Consider the following 18,932-nt stretch of genomic DNA (forward strand, 5'->3'; position numbering starts at 1 on the left):
CCACGCCGTTCGCCGTGAGCTGCAATGGGCCGCCCTGGACGGCCCGTTCGCATCCGCGGCGGCCACTGCCTGACACCGTAAAAGGGAGCGGGGCCGGCCGGTCGTCCCGGTCGGCCCCGCTCGTGCCGTGCGGCGTGGGTGTCAGCGCACGTCGACGTAGACGGCGGTGCCGCCGCTGTCGAAGTGCCTGGAGTCACCGAAGTACTGGATCAGCCACTTGCCGTCGGCGGTGGGCTTGCCCTTGAGGGTGGCCTTGCCGGTCGAACTCGTGGTGCCCGAAGCGACGTACGTCCACTTCGTCGAGCCCTTCTTCTGGAAGAACAGCTCGACGTGCTGCCCCTTGTACGGCCGCCACGTGCGGGAGACGTACTCCTGGAGGGTGCCCGTGAAGGTGACGGTGGCCCCCTTCGTGACCTTCACGGCGGACGCCTTGATCGAGGACACCCGGGTGTCGACGCGGCTGAGCCGGACCGGGGCGCTGGTGCTCTCCGCCAGTTTGTCGTCGGCGAGGTGGTGGACCCGGTAGTAGCCGTCGATGTAACCCCACGCGGAGAGCGTGAAGTTGCCGTAGTAGTCCGACTTGCCGGTGGCCAGGCTCTGCCAGCCGGTCCGCCCGTCGGCCGAGTACTCCAGGCGCACGGACTCCGCGTCGGAGGAGCTGTTGTTGTACGCGTGCGCCAGTCGGCCGGTGACCTTGACCTGCCCGTTGGCGGCGAGCGACGCCGTCACCTTGCGCAGCACGGACTCCTCGGGCACGACCAGGGAGCCCCTGGCCGCGGTCGCGGAGAGGTACATGTCGGGCGGGACGGCGGACCATCCGTCGACTCCGACGCCCGCGGGCGGGTGGAGCACCGCCGAGAAGTGCCCGGACGCGTCCGTGGTGACGGTGAGTGCCGGACGGTCGCTGCCGTAGGTGCGCAGGCTGATCCGGACCGGGATGTCCGCGAGAGCGGCCGCGTCGGCACCGCTGCCGGTGCTCACGGTTCCGGTGACGGTCAGCGTCTGCCCGGGAAGTACCCGGGTGCGGTCGGCCGTGGCCGTCACGGACGCCTTCGCCGGGGAGATCGACGGACGGCCGAACGCGCGCGCGTCGCCGTGCACCTGGTCGTCGGCCGCGGTGAACCGGGCTGTGAAACTGGCCCAGTTGGCCATGTCGAGGTCTTCGGTGGTGAAGCGGCCCTCGGCGTCGGTGACCGCCGTGAAGGTGTCGTCCGGCCGCGGCGCGCCGCCGTCGTAGGAGCGGGTCACCTCGACCGTACGGCCTTCGATCGGCACCCGGTCGCCGGAGCCGGGCTCGATGCCGACCAGGCGGTCGGTGGCGCCGAGGCTTCTGCGGTCGTAGGTCGGCAGGCGCGTGAATTCCAGCTTGTTGTCGCCGGCCGTGTCGATCAGCGCGGGCCGGAGGGTGAAGTCGAGCGTTCCCGCCGCGCTGCGGGTCGTGGTGTGGCCCTGGTCGTCGGTGGCGCTGACGTCGATGGAGTAGGCGCCGAGGTGGGGCATCGTCCCACCGTCCTCGACCAGCTTCAGCGCGGCGTCGGCGGGCAGCGCCCAGGTCGAACCGGTCCTGGTCAGCGCCGGCACCTCGGCGACCACCGTGTCACCGGCCCGCACCCGGGCGGAGACGGAGGTCACGGCGGCGCCCGGGGCGTCCGTCCACGCGGTGACGGTGAAGGTCCCGCGGTCGTCCGCGGTGCGGGCCACGCCGATACCGACCGGTCCCGCGTCGTCGGCCGAAGCGGGCACCGTGCTCAGCGCGGTGGCCACTACCGCGATGGCGGCGGCCAGGGCGAAGGATCTGCGCTCAGCGGGCATCGACATACTCCGACTTCGACTCGCTGTAGAAGTGCTTGGAATCCGCGGCGAGGTAGGCGCCCCACGTGGCGTCCTCGTAGGCCTTGGTCTTGAGGCTGAACCGGCCGGCGGAGTCGGTGGTCCCCTTGACCACCCAGTACCAGGTGCTCTCGCCCTTGGGCCTGAGGACGAGCACGATCCGTCCGCCCTTGTAGTTCTTCCAGGTGCTGCCGGACTTGTACTGGAGCGTGCCCTTGGCGGTCAGCGAGGCGTTGCGGTACGGCCGGTTGGGCGTCATGTCGAAGGACACGATGCGCGTCTCTATCCGACTGCGGCTGAAGGCGGCGGAATTGACCGGGAGCAGGGTGTAACTCTCGCCGTGCGCCACTCGGTAGTAGCCCGCGGGGCGGCCGAGCGCGCGGATGGTGAACGGGCAGTAGCCCGCGGTGCCGCCCTCGGCCTTGGCCGAGGCGAGGTTCTGCCAGCCGTCGCGGCCGTTCTTGGAGTACTGGAGCGTCACCGTCTGGGCGTTGCAGATCCACTCCGGCTTGAGCCGGCCCGTGACGGTGATCGTGCGGTAGGCGTCCAGGGTCGCGCTGAGGTTGCCGATCTGACCCGCCCTCGGCACGGTGACCTCGTCGCTGAAGGGGTCGGTGTAGTCCGCCAGGTAGTCGGAGGGCTGCACATAGGTGTAGTGGGTCGTGGTGTGGTCGGCCCTCGCGTCGTACGAGAACGTGCCGTCGGCGCCCGCGGCGGCACTGCCCATGATGTCGGTGACCGTGTGGTTCCAGGGGTCCGGTGCATGCGTGGTGGTGATGACCGGCGCGTTCGCGAAGGGCACCCAGCCGTTGGGCGTCAAGCGCTGGACGTTGCCGCTGACCTTGAAGGTCTTCCCGGCGTAGACACGCGCCTTGTCCGCCTCGGCGGTGATCCGGTAGCGCGTCGTCACGGCGTCGAGTTCCGGAATCGCCTCGGCGTCCTCCGGATCGGTGTCGGCCTGGGGAGCGACCACGGTGGCGGTGCCGCTCAGGAGCCTGCCGCCGGGGGTGACGGGCAGCGTGAAGGCGCCGGACTCGTCGGTGAGGACCGTCTGCGAGACGTCGATCCAGGTCCCGTTCCGGAGAGTGGACCAGGCGATCCTCACCTGGGTGCCGGCCCGGGCCGCGCCGGTCGTGCCGGTCGCCGGGTCGAACGTGGTGACGGTACCGCTGAGCATCGCGTCGCGGTGGTCGTAGTCGGTGTACGCGCGGTCGAAGGCGGCCGTGGCCACACCGGTGTGCAGCCGGTAGCCGAACAGTCCGGACCTGCCGTGCTCGGCGCCGCTCCAGTGCTGCACGGTGCCGTCGGCCAGCCGGAAGTCGACGTCGACCGGGTAGTCGCCGTAGGCGGCGTCCCCGGGCAGGCGCAGCGGCTGGTCCGTGCTCCAGCCGTGCTCCCAGCTGAACGACAGCTCGTCCGTCGAGGCGAGCACGGGAGCATCCGGCCGGGCGGGGTCGCGGACGCTGACCTTCACCCACAGCGCCTGGCTGTCCGGCAGCGCCACGGACAGCCTGCCGTCGTCATCGGTGGACACACCGGTCACGGTCACCGGGTCGGCGACGGCCGGCACCGCGGCCAGCGCACCGATCGTGAGTCCGGTCGTCAGAAGGAAGGCCGCGCTCCGAAAAACGGCAGCCCGATGTGCGCGCGACATGCGCATGCAGGGACCCCCCACAGGTCAGAAGGATGTATCGGACCGATCAAGCCCGAACACCGGAGGGTAACTTACCTGTGTGACAGCTGTGACGCAGGGGACTTTCGGGGGCATGGAACGCGCCACGGTCCGCGCCACAGCGGTCAGTTCTCCACGCCCGGCCCGGAGGCGGGAGTGGCAAGCACGGTGCGGCAGTCGAGTCAGGCGTCGGCGCTCAGCGACTCCCGGAGCCGCGCCGGTACGCGCCGGAGATGGGCGAGGAGGGTGCCGCCGGGATGGCCGATGCCTTCGGCACCGGACTCACGCAGCAGGGTGACGGCCCGGTCGGTCGTGGCGGCGAGAGCAGGCACGGTGTCCGTGTCCCTTCGGTGCCCTGGGTACTCACCACGCGGTCCGAAGATCCGCTCGCGGCCCGGCCGCGCATCGACGCAGCCGACCGCACGGACCTCCGCCTCGGCCGGCTGCCGCCGAACTCCACCTCCGGCGCCCGACTGGACGCGGCCTTCGCCGAACCGGGGATCCGGTCCGGCTCGGACACGAGCGTCGCCGACCGGGACACGGCCCTGCTCCTCGCCGAACTCGGCCTGGGCCACGCCGTCGTACGCGCCGTACAGGGCCTGCCCGCACATGGTGACGGCGGCGCTCTGCGTCTCGTCCCCGTTCCGGCGCTGCCGCCGCTGCCGGACGGCTGGGCCGTACGCCGCTGTGCCGTATGCCGCTGGGAAGCGCTCTCCCCGCTCGCGCGGAGCTTCGCCGACGCGGTCGCCGCGAGCCGTACGAGGACGCGCGGCGCCGCGTGAGCGGTAGGGACTCAGCCACCCCGTCCGGGCCGCCTGCCCGGGTCCGTGTCACGGCCGGGCCGGGTCACCCGAGCAGACTGCGGGCGGCGTCGGCGATGTGGCCGGCGGAGATGCCGGCGGCGTCGAGGAGTTCAGCGGTGGTGCCGGAGCCGGGGAGGCTGCGGACGGCGAGGTGGGCGACGGCCGCGTGGACGCCCGCGGCGTTGAGGGCGGACAGCACGGCCTCGCCGATGCCGCCCTCGGGGTGGTGGTCCTCGGCGACGACGAGGGAGCCGGTCTCGCGCGCGGCGCGGGCCAGGGTGTCGGTGTCGACGGGCTTGACGGAGTAGAGGTCGACGACGCGGGCGGTGATGCCGTCGGCGGCGAGCCGGTCGGCGGCGGCGAGGCACTCGTGCAGGGTGACGCCGGCGCCGACGAGGGTGACCCGGTCGTCGGCGCCGTGGCGCAGGGTCTTGGAGCCGCCGACGGGGAAGGTCTCGTCGGCGTCGTAGAGGACGGGGTAGGCGCCGCGGGTGGTGCGCAGGTAGGAGATGCCGTCGAGGCCGGCCATGGCGGCGGTGAGTGCGGCGGACGAGGTGGCGTCGCTCGGGTAGAGGACGGTGGAGCCGAGGACGGCGCGCATCATGGCCAGGTCCTCGACGCCCATCTGGGAGGGGCCGTCCGCGCCGATCTCGACACCGGAGTGGGTGCCGCACAGGGCCATGGTGACCTGGGAGACGGCGGCCATGCGGATGAAGTCGTGGGCACGGGTGAGGAAGGCGGCGAACGTGGTGGCGTAGGGGCGGTAGCCGCACACGGCCATGCCGACGGCGCTGGCGATCATCTGCTGTTCGGCGATGTATGTCTGGAAGTACCGCTCAGGGTGGGCCTTCTGGAAGTCCTCGGCGTGCGTGGAGTTGCCGACCTCGGCGTCCAGCGCGACCACGTCGGGGCGGTTGCCGACGGCGGCGAGGGCCTTGCCGAAGGCGACCCGGGTGGCGACGCTGTCGCCGACTTCGAAGCGGGGCAGCTCGATGTGCCCGGCGGCCGGTGCGGGGGCGGGCGGGGCCTGCGGCGGCTGGGGGCCGCGTACGCGCAGGTCGCGTCGGCCGCCGAGCTCGGCGACGGCGCGTTCGGCCATGTCCTTCGGCAGGGGCTTGCCGTGCCAGCCGTTCTTGTCGGCGACCTCGCTGACGCCCCGGCCCTTGACGGTGCGGGCGACCACGACGGTGGGGGATTCGCGGTCGTCGTCGGCGGCGGTCAGGGCCTTGTCGACGGCGTCGAGGTCGTGGCCGTCGACCACCAGGGCGCGGCAGCCGAACGCCTCGACGCGGCGGGCGTAGGCGTGGGTGTCCCATTCGAGTTCGGTGGGACCGCTCTGGCCGAGGCGGTTGACGTCGATGATCGCGGTGAAGTTGCCCAGCCGGTGGCGGCCCGCCTTGTCCAGGGCTTCCCAGACGGAGCCCTCCGTCATCTCGCTGTCGCCGCACAGGACCCACACCCGGGAGTCGAGCTTGCTCAGATCGCGGCAGGCCAGGGCGATGCCGACGGCGTAGGCGATGCCCTGGCCGAGTGAGCCGGTGGCCAGGTCGACCCAGGGCAGGACGGGGGTGGGGTGGCCCTCGAGGCGGTGGCCGAAGCGGCGGTAGGTCGTCATCAGCTCGTCGTCGTCGACGACTCCGGCGGCCTTGAACATCGCGTAGAGCAGGGGAGAGGCGTGGCCCTTGGAGAAGATCAGGTGGTCGCCGGCCCGGTTGTCGGGGGCGTCCCAGTCGTAGCGCAGATGGCGGGTCATGAGTACGGCCATCAGATCGGCCGCGGACAGGCTGGAGGTGGGGTGTCCGGAGCCTGCGGAGGTGCTGGCACGGACGGAGTCCACGCGGAGCTGCTGGGCGAGCTCGAAGATCTGGGACAGATCGCTGTCGGGGCCGAGGGTGGTGGTCATGGCGGTGCCTTTCTCGAGCGGACGACGCGTTAGGGGTTCCCTCGTTCGCGGCGGCCGATCGCTCCGGGGCAGGTTTTCCCCCTTCGGCGGTGCAGGACCTCGGGCGGCGCGCCCCGGGCCGCTCCGGCCCGAACCGGTCCGTCGCCGTCGGCCGGTCCCCGCGGCCGCCGTTTTTCTCCCACCGGTCGGTATTATTATATGGATGAAATGGACGGGCTGACGGAAAGCGGAACGGCATCCGTCGGCGGCCGCGGCATTGGCCACGGGCGCTGCTCCGGCCCAATTTTCTGTTCGACCGCGGCCGGGGATTGACCGATCGCGAAAACGGGAACGGCGCGCGCCGTCGTGGCGGTATAAAAGAACTGCTGGGAGAGTTGGGGTCGACGGGTCGCCGCGGCTCTTTTGAATCTGTATCATCAATCCTTGATTGAGGGCGAATCAATTCGGTCCGTTTGTGCTTTACCGGTGCAGACGGCGAAGTCCTCGAACGGGTGGGGTATTTCTGCGCGGGGCGCTCGCGCGCCGATATTTGCGCCGGACTGTACCGTTCATAACGGCGATAACACCCTGCGCTCGCTGGACCGAGTGAATGCGGCAGACGGGTGTTGTGCATTTCTTCGGGCTGACGGCACATTTCTCTCAGCGGTTCTCACCGATGGGAGGGACACGCATGACGAGCCACGCAACCGAAGTCGACCTCGAAAGTCTGCTCCGCCGGGCGTTACAGGCCACGGGTACGGAGGCGCGTTGGACGACCGACGCGGACGAGATGTGGTGCCGCCTCACCTGCCGGTCCGGAATTCAACGCCGGCAAGGCTGGAAACTGCATGTTTCCGCGACGGCGGCTTCCGCACCGGAAGTCCTTGTGAGGGCCCTGGATGTACTGCTGCGCGAAGACGCGGCATTCAAGTTCGTGCGATCGCTCGAACAGGTGAGCGCGCTCAACTCCCGGGCCACACCGCGGGGCAGTTCCGGCAAGTTCATCACCGTATACCCGCCCTCCGACGGCGCCGCGGCCCGAATAGCGATGGAGCTGCACAGGGCCACGGCAGGCCTGGCCGGCCCCCGGATCCTGTCCGACCAGCCGTACGCCCCGCGAAGTCTGGTGCATTACCGCTACGGCGCCTTCGTCGGCCGGCGGCGGCTGTCGGACGAGGGTCTGCTGGTGTGGTTCATCGAGGACCCCGACGGCAATCCCGTGGAGGACAAGCGCACCGGCCAGTACGCGCCACCCCCCTGGGCGGTCAGCCCCTTCCCCGCCTCGGTACCCCTTCCCCCGCAGCAGGAGAAGGCGGCGAGCAAGCCCGTACTGCTCGGCGGCCGGTTCTCGGTACGGGAAGCGATCCGGCACACCAACAAGGGCGGCGTCTACCGGGGCACCGACGTCACCACGGGCGCACCCGTGGTGATCAAGGAGGCCCGGCCGCACGTCGAGGGTGACAGGTCCGGCTCCGACGTCCGCGACTGGCTGCGGACCGAGGCCAGGACGCTGGAGAAGCTCGAACACACGGGACTGGCACCGGAGTTGCTCGCGACGTTCGAGACGGGCGGGCACCTGTTCCTCGCCCTGGAGGAAGTACCGGGCGTACCCCTGCGCAACTGGGTCGCCGAGCGCTTCCGCGACGTCGGCAGCGAGCGCTACCGGGCGGAGGCGCTCGACCAGATCGCACGTCTGGTGGACCTGGTCGCGGCGGCCCATGCCTGCGGCTGCGTACTGAGGGACTTCACGCCGGGTAACGTCATGGTCCGCCCCGACGGGGAACTGCGCCTCATCGACCTGGAGCTCGCCGTCCTGGAGGACGACATCGCGCTCCCGACCCAGGTGGGGACCCCCGGCTTCAGCGCCCCCGAGCGCCTGGCGGACGCTCCCGTCTCCCCGACGGCCGACTACTACAGTCTCGGCGCCACCGTGTGCTTCGTGCTCGCCGGGAAGGTACCGAACCTGCTGCCCGAGGAGCCGGCCTGCAGGTCCGAGGAAGAGCGGTTCGCCGACTGGCTGGACGCCTGTGCCGGAACGCTGGGCCTGCCGGAGGGCCTGCGGGAGATGATCCTCGGGCTGATGAAGGACGATCCCGGCGAGCGCTGGGACCCGGACAGGGCGCGTACGGCGCTTCGCGCGGCGGACCCGTCATGGACCGCGCGCCCCACCGCCGCACCGGCACGCACAGCCGAGCCGGACGACGCGACGCAGGTCGTGGTCACCGGGATGGTGAACCACCTCGTCGAGTCGATGACCCCGGCCGACGCGGGGCGGCTGTGGCCCGTGTCCACCCTGGCCGGCGAGACCGACCCCTGCACCGTGCAGCAAGGTGCGGCCGGTGTACTGGCGGTCCTGACCCGGTACTTCGAGCTCACCGGCGCCCCGCGCCTGCCGGATCTGCTCCGTACCGCGGGAAACTGGATCGTCGCCCGCACCGACACCGGCTCCATCCGTCCGGGACTGCACTTCGGCGGCCGCGGAATCGCCTGGGCGCTGTACGACGCCGGACGTGCCATCGACGACCGCGCGCTCACCGACCACGCGTTGGCCCTGGCACTGGCCCCGCTCGAGCGGACGCCCAGTTACGACATCACCCACGGCTGCGCGGGCAGCGGCCTGGCCGCCGCCCATCTGTGGCACCGCAGCGGTGACCCACGCCTGGCCGAGCTGGTCGCCGACGCGGCCGACCGGCTGGCCGCCGCCGCACGGCCCGAACCGACCGGAGTGAGCTGGCCCGTCCCCGCGGAAGCCGTGTCCAAAGAGGCCGGCAAACGGTATCTGGGCTTCGCGCACGGAACGTCCGGCATCGGCTGCTTCCTCCTCGCCGCCGCGGCTGTCTCCCACCGCATGGAACACATGGAGCTGGCCGTGGCGGCGGGGGAGCACCTGGTGGCCAACGCCGTGATGGTCGGTCAGACGGCCCAGTGGCCGGCCCAGGCCACGGACGTGCCCACAGCCCCCTACTGGTGTCACGGCTCGGCGGGCATCGGCTCCTTCCTGGTCCGGCTCTGGCAGCAGACCGGGGACAAACGCTTCGTCGACCTCGCCCGCGGAGCCGCACACGCCGTCGTGGAACGCGCCTCCCGCGCCGCCGTGGCCCAGTGCCACGGACTGGCCGGCAACGGCGACTTCCTCCTCGACATGGCCGAGGTCACCGGGGATCCCGCCTACCGGTCGATGGCCGAGGACGTGGCCCGCCTCATCGTCTGCGAACGGGCCCACCGTGACAGCCACGTCGTCTTCCCCAACGAGTACGGGGACGTCTCGACGAGCTGGAGCGACGGATCCGCAGGGATCCTGGCGTTCCTTCTGAGGACACGCCACACAGACTCCCGGCACTGGATGGTTCAGGAGCCGGGCTGAACGACAGGTAAATCCTCCTGTCGTAACCGCTCACAGAAGGAGAATGTCATGGAGAACCAGGCCCTCGAGCTGCTGGCCCACCTGCACGCCCTTCCGGAGACCGACCCGGTCGGCGTCGACGGAGCGCAGTTCAGCGGCACGTGCGCGTGCGTCGGCCTGCTGACGCTGCTGAACACCGTCTGCATCGGCGTCAGCTGCGCCTAGTCGAAATCCTCCGGCCGGTGGCCGCCCTCGGGCGGCCACCGGCCGGAGCCGGTTCCGCCGCGGCCCGCAGGCCTCGCGGAAGACACCCCCGTGGACGAGGAGCCGACCGTGCAGCCACATGCCGGTGACGAAGCCCGCACCCGAGCCGTCCCCCCGACCGCCACCCGCACCGGCCCGGTCGCCGCACAGGCCGCCGCCCCGGTGTACGCCATCAGCACGCGCGGTCTGGTCAAGAGCTATGCGGGCCCGGACGGAAGCACCACCCACGCCGTACGCGGCCTGGACCTCGACGTCCTCAAGGGCGAGACCTACGCCTTCCTAGGCCCCAACGGCGCGGGCAAGTCCACCACCCTCGCCCTGCTGTGCGCCCTGGCCCGCCCCACCGCCGGACGGGCCACGGTGGCGGGCGCCGACGTGCTCAGCCGGCCGGACCAGGTCAGAAGACTGGTCGGCATGCTCTTCCAGCACAGCGCCCTGGACCCCGACCTGACGGCCGAACAGAACCTGCACATCCACGCACGCCTCTACGGACTGCGCCGCCGCCACGCGCGCGTGCGCGTCACCGAGATGCTCGAAGCGGTCGGACTGGACGACCGCCGCCGCTTCCCGGTCCGCACCCTGTCCGGAGGCATGCGCCGCCGCCTGGAGCTCGCCCGTGGCCTGCTGCACGCGCCCGAGGTGCTGTTCCTCGACGAGCCGACCACCGGACTCGACCCGCACGCCCGCGCCCAGGTCTGGGAACACCTGCGCGTACTGCGCGAGCAGCACGGCAGCACCCTCTTCGTCACCACCCACTACCTGGAGGAGGCGGAGCACTGCGACCGGCTCGGCATCCTCGACCGCGGCCGACTCGTGGCCCAGGGCACGCCCCACGCGCTGAAGGCCGAGATCGGGGCGGACCGGGTACTGCTGCGTACCGGCGACGACACGGCGGCACGGCAGGTCGTCGCCCGGACCGCGCCGCCGGGCCCGGCCGTCACCCTGGACACCGAGGGGGTGTCCCTGCGCGTGCCCAACGGCAGCGCCTGGATTCCCCGCCTGTGCGCGGCACTCGAAGCCCACGGCATCGCCGTGCACGCCGCGTCCGCGACCCCGCCGACCCTCGACGACGTCTTCTTCCACCACACCGGCCGCAGCATCCACGCCCCCCGGCCGCACCCGACACCGGCCGACCCGGCTCCGGGCGCCGGTACTGCAGCGACCGAGGAGGCCCCATGACCGCCCCCGCTCTCCCGGCCTCGGACGCTGCCGGCACCCCCGCCTTCCGCAGCGGCGGCCGCGAGCCAGGACTGTCCCTGCGCCACGAACTGCGGGCGGTCCACGCCCTGGTCCACCGCGATCTACTGCGCCTGGCGGGCCAGCCCACGCACAGCGCCCTGATGCTGATCCAGCCGGTGCTCTACCTCTTCGTCCTGGGCGGAGGTCTGGCCGCCCTGATCCCGAACTCCTCACTGGGTGTCGGGTACCAGACGTTTCTCTTCCCGGGCATGCTGATGATGACCGTACAGGCGCCGGCCATCATCGTCGGCGTCCGTCTGATCACCGACCGGCAGAGCGGTTACCTGCGCGAACTGCTGATGGCCCCGGTCAGCCGGCCCACCCTCCTGCTCGGGAGCTGCGCCGGCGGCACCATCGTCTCCACGGTCCAGGGAGCGGTCCTGCTCGGCCTGGCCGGCGCCGTCGGCCTGCCCTACGACCCCGTTCTCCTGGCGTTGCTCCTCGCCGTGATGATCCTGGCCTCGTTCACCATCACGGCCCTGTCCCTGCTGCTGGCCGTGAGCCTCGACCGGCCCGAGATCTTCCACATGCTGCTCGGCCTGGTGATGATGCCGCTGCTGTTCCTCTCCGGCGGCTTCTTCCCCCTGGGCAACCTGCCCGGCTGGGCCCATACGCTGGCCGCCGCCAACCCGCTCGCCTACGGGGTGGACCTGCTCCGCCGCGTCATCGCGCTCCGCGTACCGCATCAGGCGACCGCCGTGGGCATCGAGTGGTTCGGCCGGCAGCCTTCCCTGCTCCTGGAAGGCGCCGTCCTGCTGGCCGGCGGAGTCGCGGCCCTGCTCTGGGCCGCCCGCCGCTTCAGCCGCCCCGAATGACACCCGACAGCCGCCCCGAGTGACCCCTGACCCGTCCGCACCCCGCGCCCGGGTCCTGCGCCCCTCACGCTTCTGCACCTCCACGTCCCACCATCAGGGCGTTTGGTCAGGAAAAGATCGGTTCGTGCCTCCTGTGTCCGGCAGGGTTGCACCAGTGACGGGACGCCAACCACAGACGTCCCGCACGACCAGGAGGAGACACATGCGAGCAAAGACGGCCCTCACCGCCGGTGCACTGGCGCTCACTCTCGCCGCTGGAGCCGGCTGGGCCGCCCAGGCAGCCCCCGAGCACGCACCCGCTGCCAAGCCCGTACATTCCCGTGCCATCGACGGTTACCAGATCGTCACGCTCCCCAACGCGAACGTCCCGAACTTCCAGCGCCGCACCGTCTACTGTCCGGCCGGCAAGCACGTCATCGGTGGCGGAGCCGAAGCGCAGGGCGCCGACGCGATGCTCGTCGGCAGCTTCCCCACCCCGGACGGATCCGGCTGGATCGGCCTCGGCAGGCAGAAGGCCTACAGCAGCGTCGGCATCAGCGTGTACGCCATCTGCGCCTTCTGAGCCGACTGTTCGGTCCCGTCAGCGCCCCGTCGCCGGAATCCCCGGCGGCGGGGCGCCGCGCGTCGGGTCGGCCGACCCGAGGGTCCTCACCCCCAGGCGGTACCCGACCTGGCGGCCGCGGGCTCAAGCGGACGGTGCGACCGAGGGCCGCAGCCCGAGCCACTGCTCGGCGTCCCAAGCGCGGAACCGCTCCACCTCCGTGAACCCCAGCTTTGCCGCGAGGCGCATCGAGCCGGCGTTGGCTGTCTGGGTGGTGAGCACCACCGGCTCGCCGGGAAAGACCTCGTCGAACCAGCCCAGCGCCGCCGCACACGCCTCGACGGCGTACCCGGATCCCCACGCCCGCGGCAGGAAGAGGTAGCCGAGATCGGCCTTCCCCACGGCAGCCGGGCGACGGTGCTCCGTCGCTCGCCTGAGCAGGATCTGGCCGATCATCGCCCCGTCGAGATCGACGACGAAACTCCCCGGCCACCGCTCGGGCACCCGGGGCATCTCGCGTTCGAGCTCGGCGCGCGGGCGGGCACCGCCGAGGTAGGTGTGCACCTCCGGCGACGCCAGCAGCTCGACGAACGCCGTACGGTCCCGGGCCTCGGGCGCACGGAGCACGAGTCTCTCGGTCCTGATCGGCGCAGGCGGCCAGGCGACGGGCCCCAGGTCTGACATGCGCGCAGACTAGCAACCCGAGAGGCGCGGGAATCCCGGCTTGTCGGCGGACTGCCGGTCTTCTCGTCGCGCTGAGCGGGTCCGGGAGCTGGCGTAACGTTTCTGCTATGGTTGATCTTGAGTAGGTCGGCGGAAGTCGCGTCGGGTTGCGATGCGTTGGTCGTCCAAGGAAAGATGCCCCGCTTCCTGCGGGGAGATGCAGGTGCAAGGCCTGCCCGGCGCTCTGTGAGGACCCCGTCCCGGGTTTCGGGGCGGGGTCTCTTCTTTGTTCTGGAACCGAGCAATTCGCTTGGCGGGCGGGGTGTTTACTGCCGCCACAGCAGATCCGGTATGACGGCAGGCGGCAGGGACGGGTTGGCCGCTGCCGCTTCCGCCACCTGCCGGTCCGCGTCGGCGAGCAGTTCCACGATGACCGGCGGCGGGAGCGCCGGGTGCCTTGCGGCCAGCGGTCTGGCCTGTTCGTCCGCCAGGCAGACGAGCAGCGCGGAAGCCGTCGCCCCGCGGTGTCGGGCAACCTCACGGAACACCTTCCGCACCGCTGGTTCGTGGCGGACCAGGTCCTCCAGCAACGCAGGGAGCGCGTCCGGATTGGTCGCCACCTTGGCCAGGACACGGACGCCGTGCCGGGCGACCATGGCTCTCAACTGCGCGTCGGTGAGGCCGGGGTGAGGAGCGAGAGCCTTGACCACCTTGGCGTCGGGGTCGTCGGCCAGCCGGTCGCGAATCTCCGGCGGCAGATCACGTCGCTGGGCCACGAGCATCCGGGCGGCCGGGTCCGGTGACGTGGCCAGCTCTTCGACCTCGGCGGGTGAGGAGGCGGCAATACGGGGCAGGAGGGTAGCGCCGATCTTGGTGGTTCCGGCCAAGAGGGTGAGCACGTCGAGCGGTACGCGGGGATTGTGTGCAAGGCTGCGTCGAACGGCCGGGTCGCGGTCGCGGGCCAGCGCGCGGATCAGGGCGTCGTCGATCGCGGGATTTCCGGCAAGGTCGGCGCGGACAACGGGAACAGGGTCCGAGGCGAGCCGTGCGCAGGTCTGCGGAGGCAGGTCCTGGCGGCCGGCAAGCGTCCAGCGCAGCAGCATGGACGGATGTCCCACGAAGCCGACGAAGGCTTCGGCAGGGGTGGCAGGGTTGCGGAGTGCCGCTTCCTGAATGCCGTGGACGGTGGACTCGTGGGAGCCGTCGCAGGCGGCGCCCGGCGGCAGATCGCAGTCGAGCCGTGGGCAATACGGATCGTGCTGGAAGGGCGTCTCCTCGCGGTCGCAGACCAGACAGCGTCGGGCCGCGGGGAGCCCCTCCCCGGTCACCAGTGCCGCGAGCACGGCCGGAGGCGCCGCCTCGTTGCACGCCACCGCGCGGCGGACCTCGGCGTGCGGATGCGCCGCGAGCCTCGCGGCCACGTCCGGGCCGGCCCACAACGCGAGTTCGGCGACGACCAGTACGTCCGGGTCCGTCGCGAGCGTGTCCACCACGTCGGACGGGAGGCCGCGGCATGCTGCCAGCTTCTCCCGGCGTTCACGGGCCGGGTCCGCCGCAAGGAGACGCGCCCACTCAGGGCGTCCGGCACCCTGGTCGAGCAGGGCGAGGGCGGCATCCGGCCAGACCGAGGGATCGACGTCCGCGGCGGTCAGCCGACCCTCGTACGCGAGCTGCACCGCGCTTGCGTCGATGCGCTCGGCCAACGCGACCGCCTGTGCGCGGCTGAGGTCCGCACGACAGGCGAGGTCCGTGGCGAGGTCGCCGTCCGCGATGGATATCAGCCGGTCGACCAGCTCGGACGACAGGGCCGGGTTGGCGGCGAGCCCGCACAGGATGTGATGCACACCGGCATCCTGCCTGGAGCGTGGACGACGCGTTCGGGATTTTTTCGACGCTCACGCATTGCCGACGGAACGCCCGGACACGTGCTTGGCACGCGTCGCCCCTGATTCTGCACGTAGGTGAATCGGTAAGCTCGCGTGGAGCTGACCTTGAGCGAGATTGCGAGCCGCGCGGTGATACGAGACCTGTACAACGTCCAGGTGCGGCCCGAAGAGGGCACAGTTACGCCGCTGACCGACGAGGAAGAACAGCGATTGCGGGCCCTGTTGTTCAGCGAACTCGGCAACGAGATCGCCGACCAGGGCTGGGTGCGTTTCCCGGCGTACACACGGGAAGACCGCCGTCGGTTGGTCGATGTCGCGCACCGCCTCACCGCCTACTGGGGGCAGCAGGTGTTCGTCGAGGCCGAAGACCAGTGCCGCCTCAGGCTCTGCCTGGCCGGACATGAAACGCTCCCGAAGCCTCTGCCGACGGCGCCGCTGTGATCGGCCTGCGGGACGGACGTCGGAGCGCGTTCTGCGGTCCGGTGCGCTCCGGCCACCGCGGCCGAGGGAGGGGCCCCGCACACCTGATGGCTCCGCACGCCTGACGGGCCTGCACGCTTGATGGCCCCGCACACGGCGTGGGCCCCGCACACGTGGTGCGGGGCCCTGGTCGTGGGGTTTCGGTCTGGCTCAGGGGCAGCTGATGCGGATGTCGCCCGCGTCCGTCGTACAAGAGTCGGTGTTGAGGCCGCCGTTGGCGGTGTCGTTGCCGGAGACGTTGTCGACGGTGTTGAGGTTGTCGGTGCCGGTGTTGCCGATCAGGGTGTCGTTGCCGGGGCCTGCGGTGAGGGTGTCGTTGCCGGCGCCGCCGTCGATGCGGTCGTTGCCGTAACCGCCGTGCACGGTGTCGTTGCCGCTGCCGGCGCTGACGGTGTCGTCGCCGCCCAGGGCGCAGATCACGTCGTTGCCGACGGTGCCGGTGATGGCGTCGTTGCCGCTGGTGCCGATGCGGGTGCAGCCACGGGCGTTGTTGACCGCGGTCGTCGCCGTGGCGGTGTTGTTGCCGGAGCTCGGGTCGCTCTGGGTGGCGGCGACGGTGGCCCGGTCGGTGAGCGTGCCGGTGGCCCGCGGCTCGACGGCGACGGTCACCGTGGCGACCGCCCCCGGGGCGAGGGTGCCGAGGGAGCAGTTCGCGGAGGTGGCGGTGGTGGTGCAGGTGCCCGAGCCGGTGGTCGCGGAGACGACCGAGACGGCGACGCCGCTGAGGGCGTCGGACAGGGAGACGTTGGTCGCGGAGGTCGTGGTGCTGTTGTTGGTCACGCGCACGGTGTAGGTGGCACGGTCACCGATGCTGACCGTGGTGGGACCGGACTTCGTCACCGCCAGATCCACGCCGGACGGCGGCGGGGTGGTGCCGCCGCCGTCGAAGCGCGCCAGGGTGAAGTCGCTGTCAGGTCCGCCCCCGCCGGCCGCGACGATCCTTCCGTCCGTCTGGAGGGCCATGCCGTCGGCCGCGTCGGTGCCGCCGAAGTCCGCCGTCGCGAGGCCCCCGTTGCCGAAGCCGGTGTCCTGGCTGCCGTCGGGGTTGTAGCGCACGACGGCGAAGTCGCCGCCGGACCCGTTGCTTCCGGCGACGACGATCCGGCCGTCTCCCGGCTGCACCTTGACGTCTGCCGCCGTGCCGCCGGGGGTGAGCACCGTGCCGTTCCGGTTGAAGCTCGTGTCCAGGGCGCCGTTGGGGAGGTAACGGGCCAGAGCGAACCGGGAGCCGCTGCCGCCGGCGGCGACGATCCTTCCGTCCGGCTGGACCGCAAGCCCTTCCACGGAGTCGTAGTCGCCCAGGTCGGTGCGGACGATGCCGTCGCCGTCGAAGCCCGTGTCGAGGCTGCCGTCGGTGTTGAAGCGCATCAGCGCGAAGTCGAAGCGGGTCGAGCCGACCTCGCCTCCGACCAGGATCTTGCCGTCGGGCTGTAGTGCCAGGGCCCGGCCCTGACCGCCCTCCTGCGGGACCGGCCCCGCCGGATTGGCGGTCACCGTGCCGTCGCCCCCGAACGTGGTGTCCGGGGTGCCGTCGCTCCTGAGGCGCAGCACCGCCATCTCCCCGCCGAAGGAGCCGGCCGCGACGATCCTGCCGCTGGAGTCGATGGCCACGTCCTGGGCCTCGGTGGGGCTGTTGAAGTCGGCGAAGACCCGGCCGTCGCCGCTGAAGGTGTTGTCCAGGGTTCCGTCGGGGTTGTAGCGGGCGACCACGAACCAGCAGCAGTCGTCGTACTCCCGCCAGCTGCTGCCCACCACGACGATCTTGCCGTCGGCCTGCAGGGCCACGGCGTGCGCCTCGCCCCATTGCAGGCTCGGGCCCATGTTGTTGATGGCGGTCGTCACCGTGCCGCCGGTGCCGAAGCCGGTGTCCGGGGTGCCGTCGGGGTTGTGGCGGGTCAGTGCGAAGCGGCTCTCCGTCACCGCTTCGTCGACGGAGGAGCCGACGGAGACGATCTTTCCGTCGGGCTGTACCGCCACGTCCTCCGCGTGATCGTCGTCGGCGATGTCGGTGAGCACCTTGCCGTCACCGCTGAAGGTGGTGTCCAGGCCGCCCGGGGCCGCGGCCGCGACCCCGGGGACGGCGAGCACCAGTGCCAGGACGCTCGCCGCGACGGTCCCGGCCCGGGCCGGGGAGGATCGGCGGCGGCCGCCGCGCCGCTGGCGCGCCGGTCGTGCATGTGGGGTGAACATGGCGACAGCCTCCCGACGCACGCACGCGCCGACGGTTACCACGAGCGGCGTTGCACTCACCGGACGTACGAATCCATCCGAGCGGGTGAGCGCGACTCGCGCTGCTGTGCGAATCTCCATAGGGGGGAGTTGGCCGGGGCCGAGCCGTACGACCTTCCGGGCCGCCTCGTGGACCCGACCTGATCGGGCACAGAATGTCGGGTCCGACATGGTGGGCGATGCCTAGCGTGGTGATCGTCAAGGAAGGAACCGTGCATGCTGGAGCGGCTGAACCAGGCCATGGAGCACATCGAGCGCCATCTCGACCAGGTCATCGAGGTGGACGAGCTGGCGCGCATCGCGGCCACCTCGGAGTACCACCTGCGCCGGATGTTCTCCGCGCTCGCGGGCATGCCGCTGTCGGAGTACGTCCGGCGCCGTCGGCTGACCGTCGCGGGCGCCGAAGTGCTCGCGGGGCGCGAGACGTTGCTGGAGATCGCGGTGCGCTACGGCTACGGCTCCGGTGAGTCGTTCGCGCGGGCGTTCCGTGCCATGCACGGTATCGGACCGGGCGAGGCCCGCCGCACCGGCGCCGCGCTCAGCTCCCAGTCCCGGATGGCCTTCCGCCTCACCATCGAAGGGAACAGCAGTATGCGATACCGCGTCGTGGACAAGGCGGACTTCACCGTCGTCGGTCTCAAGGCCCGGGTGCCGCTGGTGCATTCGGGGCCCAACCAGGCGATCATGGACTTTGTCCGCGGGATCGATCCGCAGCTCCTGGAGGGTCTGGAGAAGTTGTCGGACCAGGAGCCGTCCGGCATCGTCGCGGTCTGCGACGACCTGGATCCCAGTCGTGCCGAGGGCACCGAACTCGACTACTACCAGGGCGTGATCACCACTGCGGACGCACCCGCGGGATCGACCGTGTTGGGCGTTCCGGCCGGCACCTGGGCGGTCTTCACCACTTCAGGGCCGGCACCGCAGGCCATCCAGGAGCTGTGGCGGGACGTGTTCACGCAGTGGTTCCCCTCGAACCCGTACCGCAGCCGGCCCGGCCCCGAGATCCTGCGTATGCGCCTGTCGTCGGACAAGACCGAGGCCGATGCCGAGCTGTGGCTGCCTGTGGAGCCCGACCGGGCCTGAGCACATCAGCAAGCCGTCCGAGGCAGGCGCGCGAGGCGCTGGAGGTTGCCGCCGACGCCAGGCTTCCCCGGGGAAGGGCACTCACCCGTCCGGACCTGTCGGACTGGGCACGTGGTGCGGTCGGCAGGACGCTGGGAGCCGGCGCCGTGAGCGGGCGGAGCGGGATCCGGCCGCGCCGCACCCCCGTCGAGCGGGGGAGCGG

The 18,932-nt window shown here is 71.3% G+C and carries 14 protein-coding genes and 1 pseudogene; 8 read left to right on the forward strand and 7 right to left on the reverse strand.

Annotated features, from left to right (window positions below; all coding sequences use genetic code 11):
• Nucleotides 1-141: 141 nt before the first annotated feature.
• The 3 genes from ACZ7OY_RS30125 to ACZ7OY_RS30135 all read right to left on the reverse strand — a co-directional run bounded on the left by ACZ7OY_RS30125 (nt 142) and on the right by ACZ7OY_RS30135 (nt 3,834).
• The gene (locus tag ACZ7OY_RS30125) at nt 142-1,812 is read right to left on the reverse strand and encodes a hypothetical protein (RefSeq protein WP_471914321.1); all 1,671 of its coding nucleotides are present in this window, start codon (nt 1,810-1,812) and stop codon (nt 142-144) included.
• Entirely contained in the window at nt 1,802-3,484 is a 1,683-nt protein-coding gene (locus ACZ7OY_RS30130) for a hypothetical protein (RefSeq protein ID WP_471914322.1), read from the reverse strand. The genes ACZ7OY_RS30125 and ACZ7OY_RS30130 overlap by 11 nt, the downstream gene beginning before the upstream one ends.
• Before the next feature lie 200 nt (nt 3,485-3,684).
• A complete protein-coding gene (locus ACZ7OY_RS30135; protein WP_471914492.1) occupies nt 3,685-3,834 on the reverse strand; it encodes a hypothetical protein in 150 nt (49 codons plus the stop codon).
• Nucleotides 3,835-3,849: 15 nt separating this feature from the next.
• On the opposite strand from ACZ7OY_RS30135, the pseudogene ACZ7OY_RS30140 reads away from it, so the two are divergent.
• Nucleotides 3,850-4,284: pseudogene (locus tag ACZ7OY_RS30140) on the forward strand (LysR substrate-binding domain-containing protein); the annotation flags it as partial.
• Nucleotides 4,285-4,348: 64 nt separating this feature from the next.
• Here the strand turns inward: ACZ7OY_RS30140 and ACZ7OY_RS30145 are convergent.
• Complete coding sequence (locus ACZ7OY_RS30145) at nt 4,349-6,208, reverse strand: transketolase (protein WP_471914323.1); 1,860 nt, start codon at nt 6,206-6,208, stop codon at nt 4,349-4,351.
• Between the two features lie 670 nt (nt 6,209-6,878).
• On the opposite strand from ACZ7OY_RS30145, the gene lanL reads away from it, so the two are divergent.
• From lanL to ACZ7OY_RS30170, 5 genes are all read left to right on the forward strand, one after another.
• Nucleotides 6,879-9,551 (forward strand): class IV lanthionine synthetase LanL, encoded by a 2,673-nt coding sequence (gene lanL / locus ACZ7OY_RS30150; protein ID WP_471914324.1) that lies wholly within the window; start codon nt 6,879-6,881, stop codon nt 9,549-9,551.
• 48 nt (nt 9,552-9,599) lie between these two features.
• The gene (locus ACZ7OY_RS30155) at nt 9,600-9,755 is read left to right on the forward strand and encodes a VenA family class IV lanthipeptide (RefSeq protein WP_202919550.1); all 156 of its coding nucleotides are present in this window, start codon (nt 9,600-9,602) and stop codon (nt 9,753-9,755) included.
• Between the two features lie 108 nt (nt 9,756-9,863).
• The gene (locus ACZ7OY_RS30160) at nt 9,864-10,973 is read left to right on the forward strand and encodes an ATP-binding cassette domain-containing protein (protein WP_471914325.1); all 1,110 of its coding nucleotides are present in this window, start codon (nt 9,864-9,866) and stop codon (nt 10,971-10,973) included.
• Nucleotides 10,970-11,848 carry an ABC transporter permease gene (locus ACZ7OY_RS30165; protein ID WP_471914326.1) on the forward strand — a complete coding sequence of 293 codons (879 nt, stop codon included), beginning with the start codon at nt 10,970-10,972 and terminating at the stop codon, nt 11,846-11,848. The genes ACZ7OY_RS30160 and ACZ7OY_RS30165 overlap by 4 nt, the downstream gene beginning before the upstream one ends.
• A 202-nt stretch (nt 11,849-12,050) precedes the next feature.
• A complete protein-coding gene (locus ACZ7OY_RS30170) occupies nt 12,051-12,410 on the forward strand; it encodes a hypothetical protein (protein ID WP_471914327.1) in 360 nt (119 codons plus the stop codon).
• A gap of 123 nt (nt 12,411-12,533) precedes the next feature.
• Here ACZ7OY_RS30170 and ACZ7OY_RS30175 read toward each other — a convergent pair whose 3' ends face one another.
• Nucleotides 12,534-13,073: a GNAT family N-acetyltransferase gene (locus ACZ7OY_RS30175; protein WP_471914328.1), complete on the reverse strand. Its 540-nt coding sequence runs from the start codon at nt 13,071-13,073 to the stop codon at nt 12,534-12,536.
• A 305-nt stretch (nt 13,074-13,378) separates the two neighbouring features.
• Nucleotides 13,379-14,896: a hypothetical protein gene (locus ACZ7OY_RS30180; RefSeq protein WP_471914329.1), complete on the reverse strand. Its 1,518-nt coding sequence runs from the start codon at nt 14,894-14,896 to the stop codon at nt 13,379-13,381.
• 147 nt (nt 14,897-15,043) lie between these two features.
• On the opposite strand from ACZ7OY_RS30180, the gene ACZ7OY_RS30185 reads away from it, so the two are divergent.
• Nucleotides 15,044-15,379, forward strand: coding sequence for a hypothetical protein (locus ACZ7OY_RS30185; RefSeq protein ID WP_471914330.1), 336 nt, complete (start codon nt 15,044-15,046; stop codon nt 15,377-15,379).
• Nucleotides 15,380-15,568: 189 nt separating this feature from the next.
• Here ACZ7OY_RS30185 and ACZ7OY_RS30190 read toward each other — a convergent pair whose 3' ends face one another.
• Complete coding sequence (locus tag ACZ7OY_RS30190; RefSeq protein ID WP_471914331.1) at nt 15,569-17,608, reverse strand: calcium-binding protein; 2,040 nt, start codon at nt 17,606-17,608, stop codon at nt 15,569-15,571.
• A gap of 255 nt (nt 17,609-17,863) precedes the next feature.
• Here ACZ7OY_RS30190 and ACZ7OY_RS30195 point away from each other — a divergent pair, with 255 nt between their 5' ends.
• Nucleotides 17,864-18,730 (forward strand): AraC family transcriptional regulator, encoded by an 867-nt coding sequence (locus tag ACZ7OY_RS30195; protein WP_471914332.1) that lies wholly within the window; start codon nt 17,864-17,866, stop codon nt 18,728-18,730.
• Nucleotides 18,731-18,932 lie beyond the last annotated feature (202 nt).

The sequence above is a fragment of the Streptomyces sp. NPDC107559 genome, assembly GCF_055657365.1.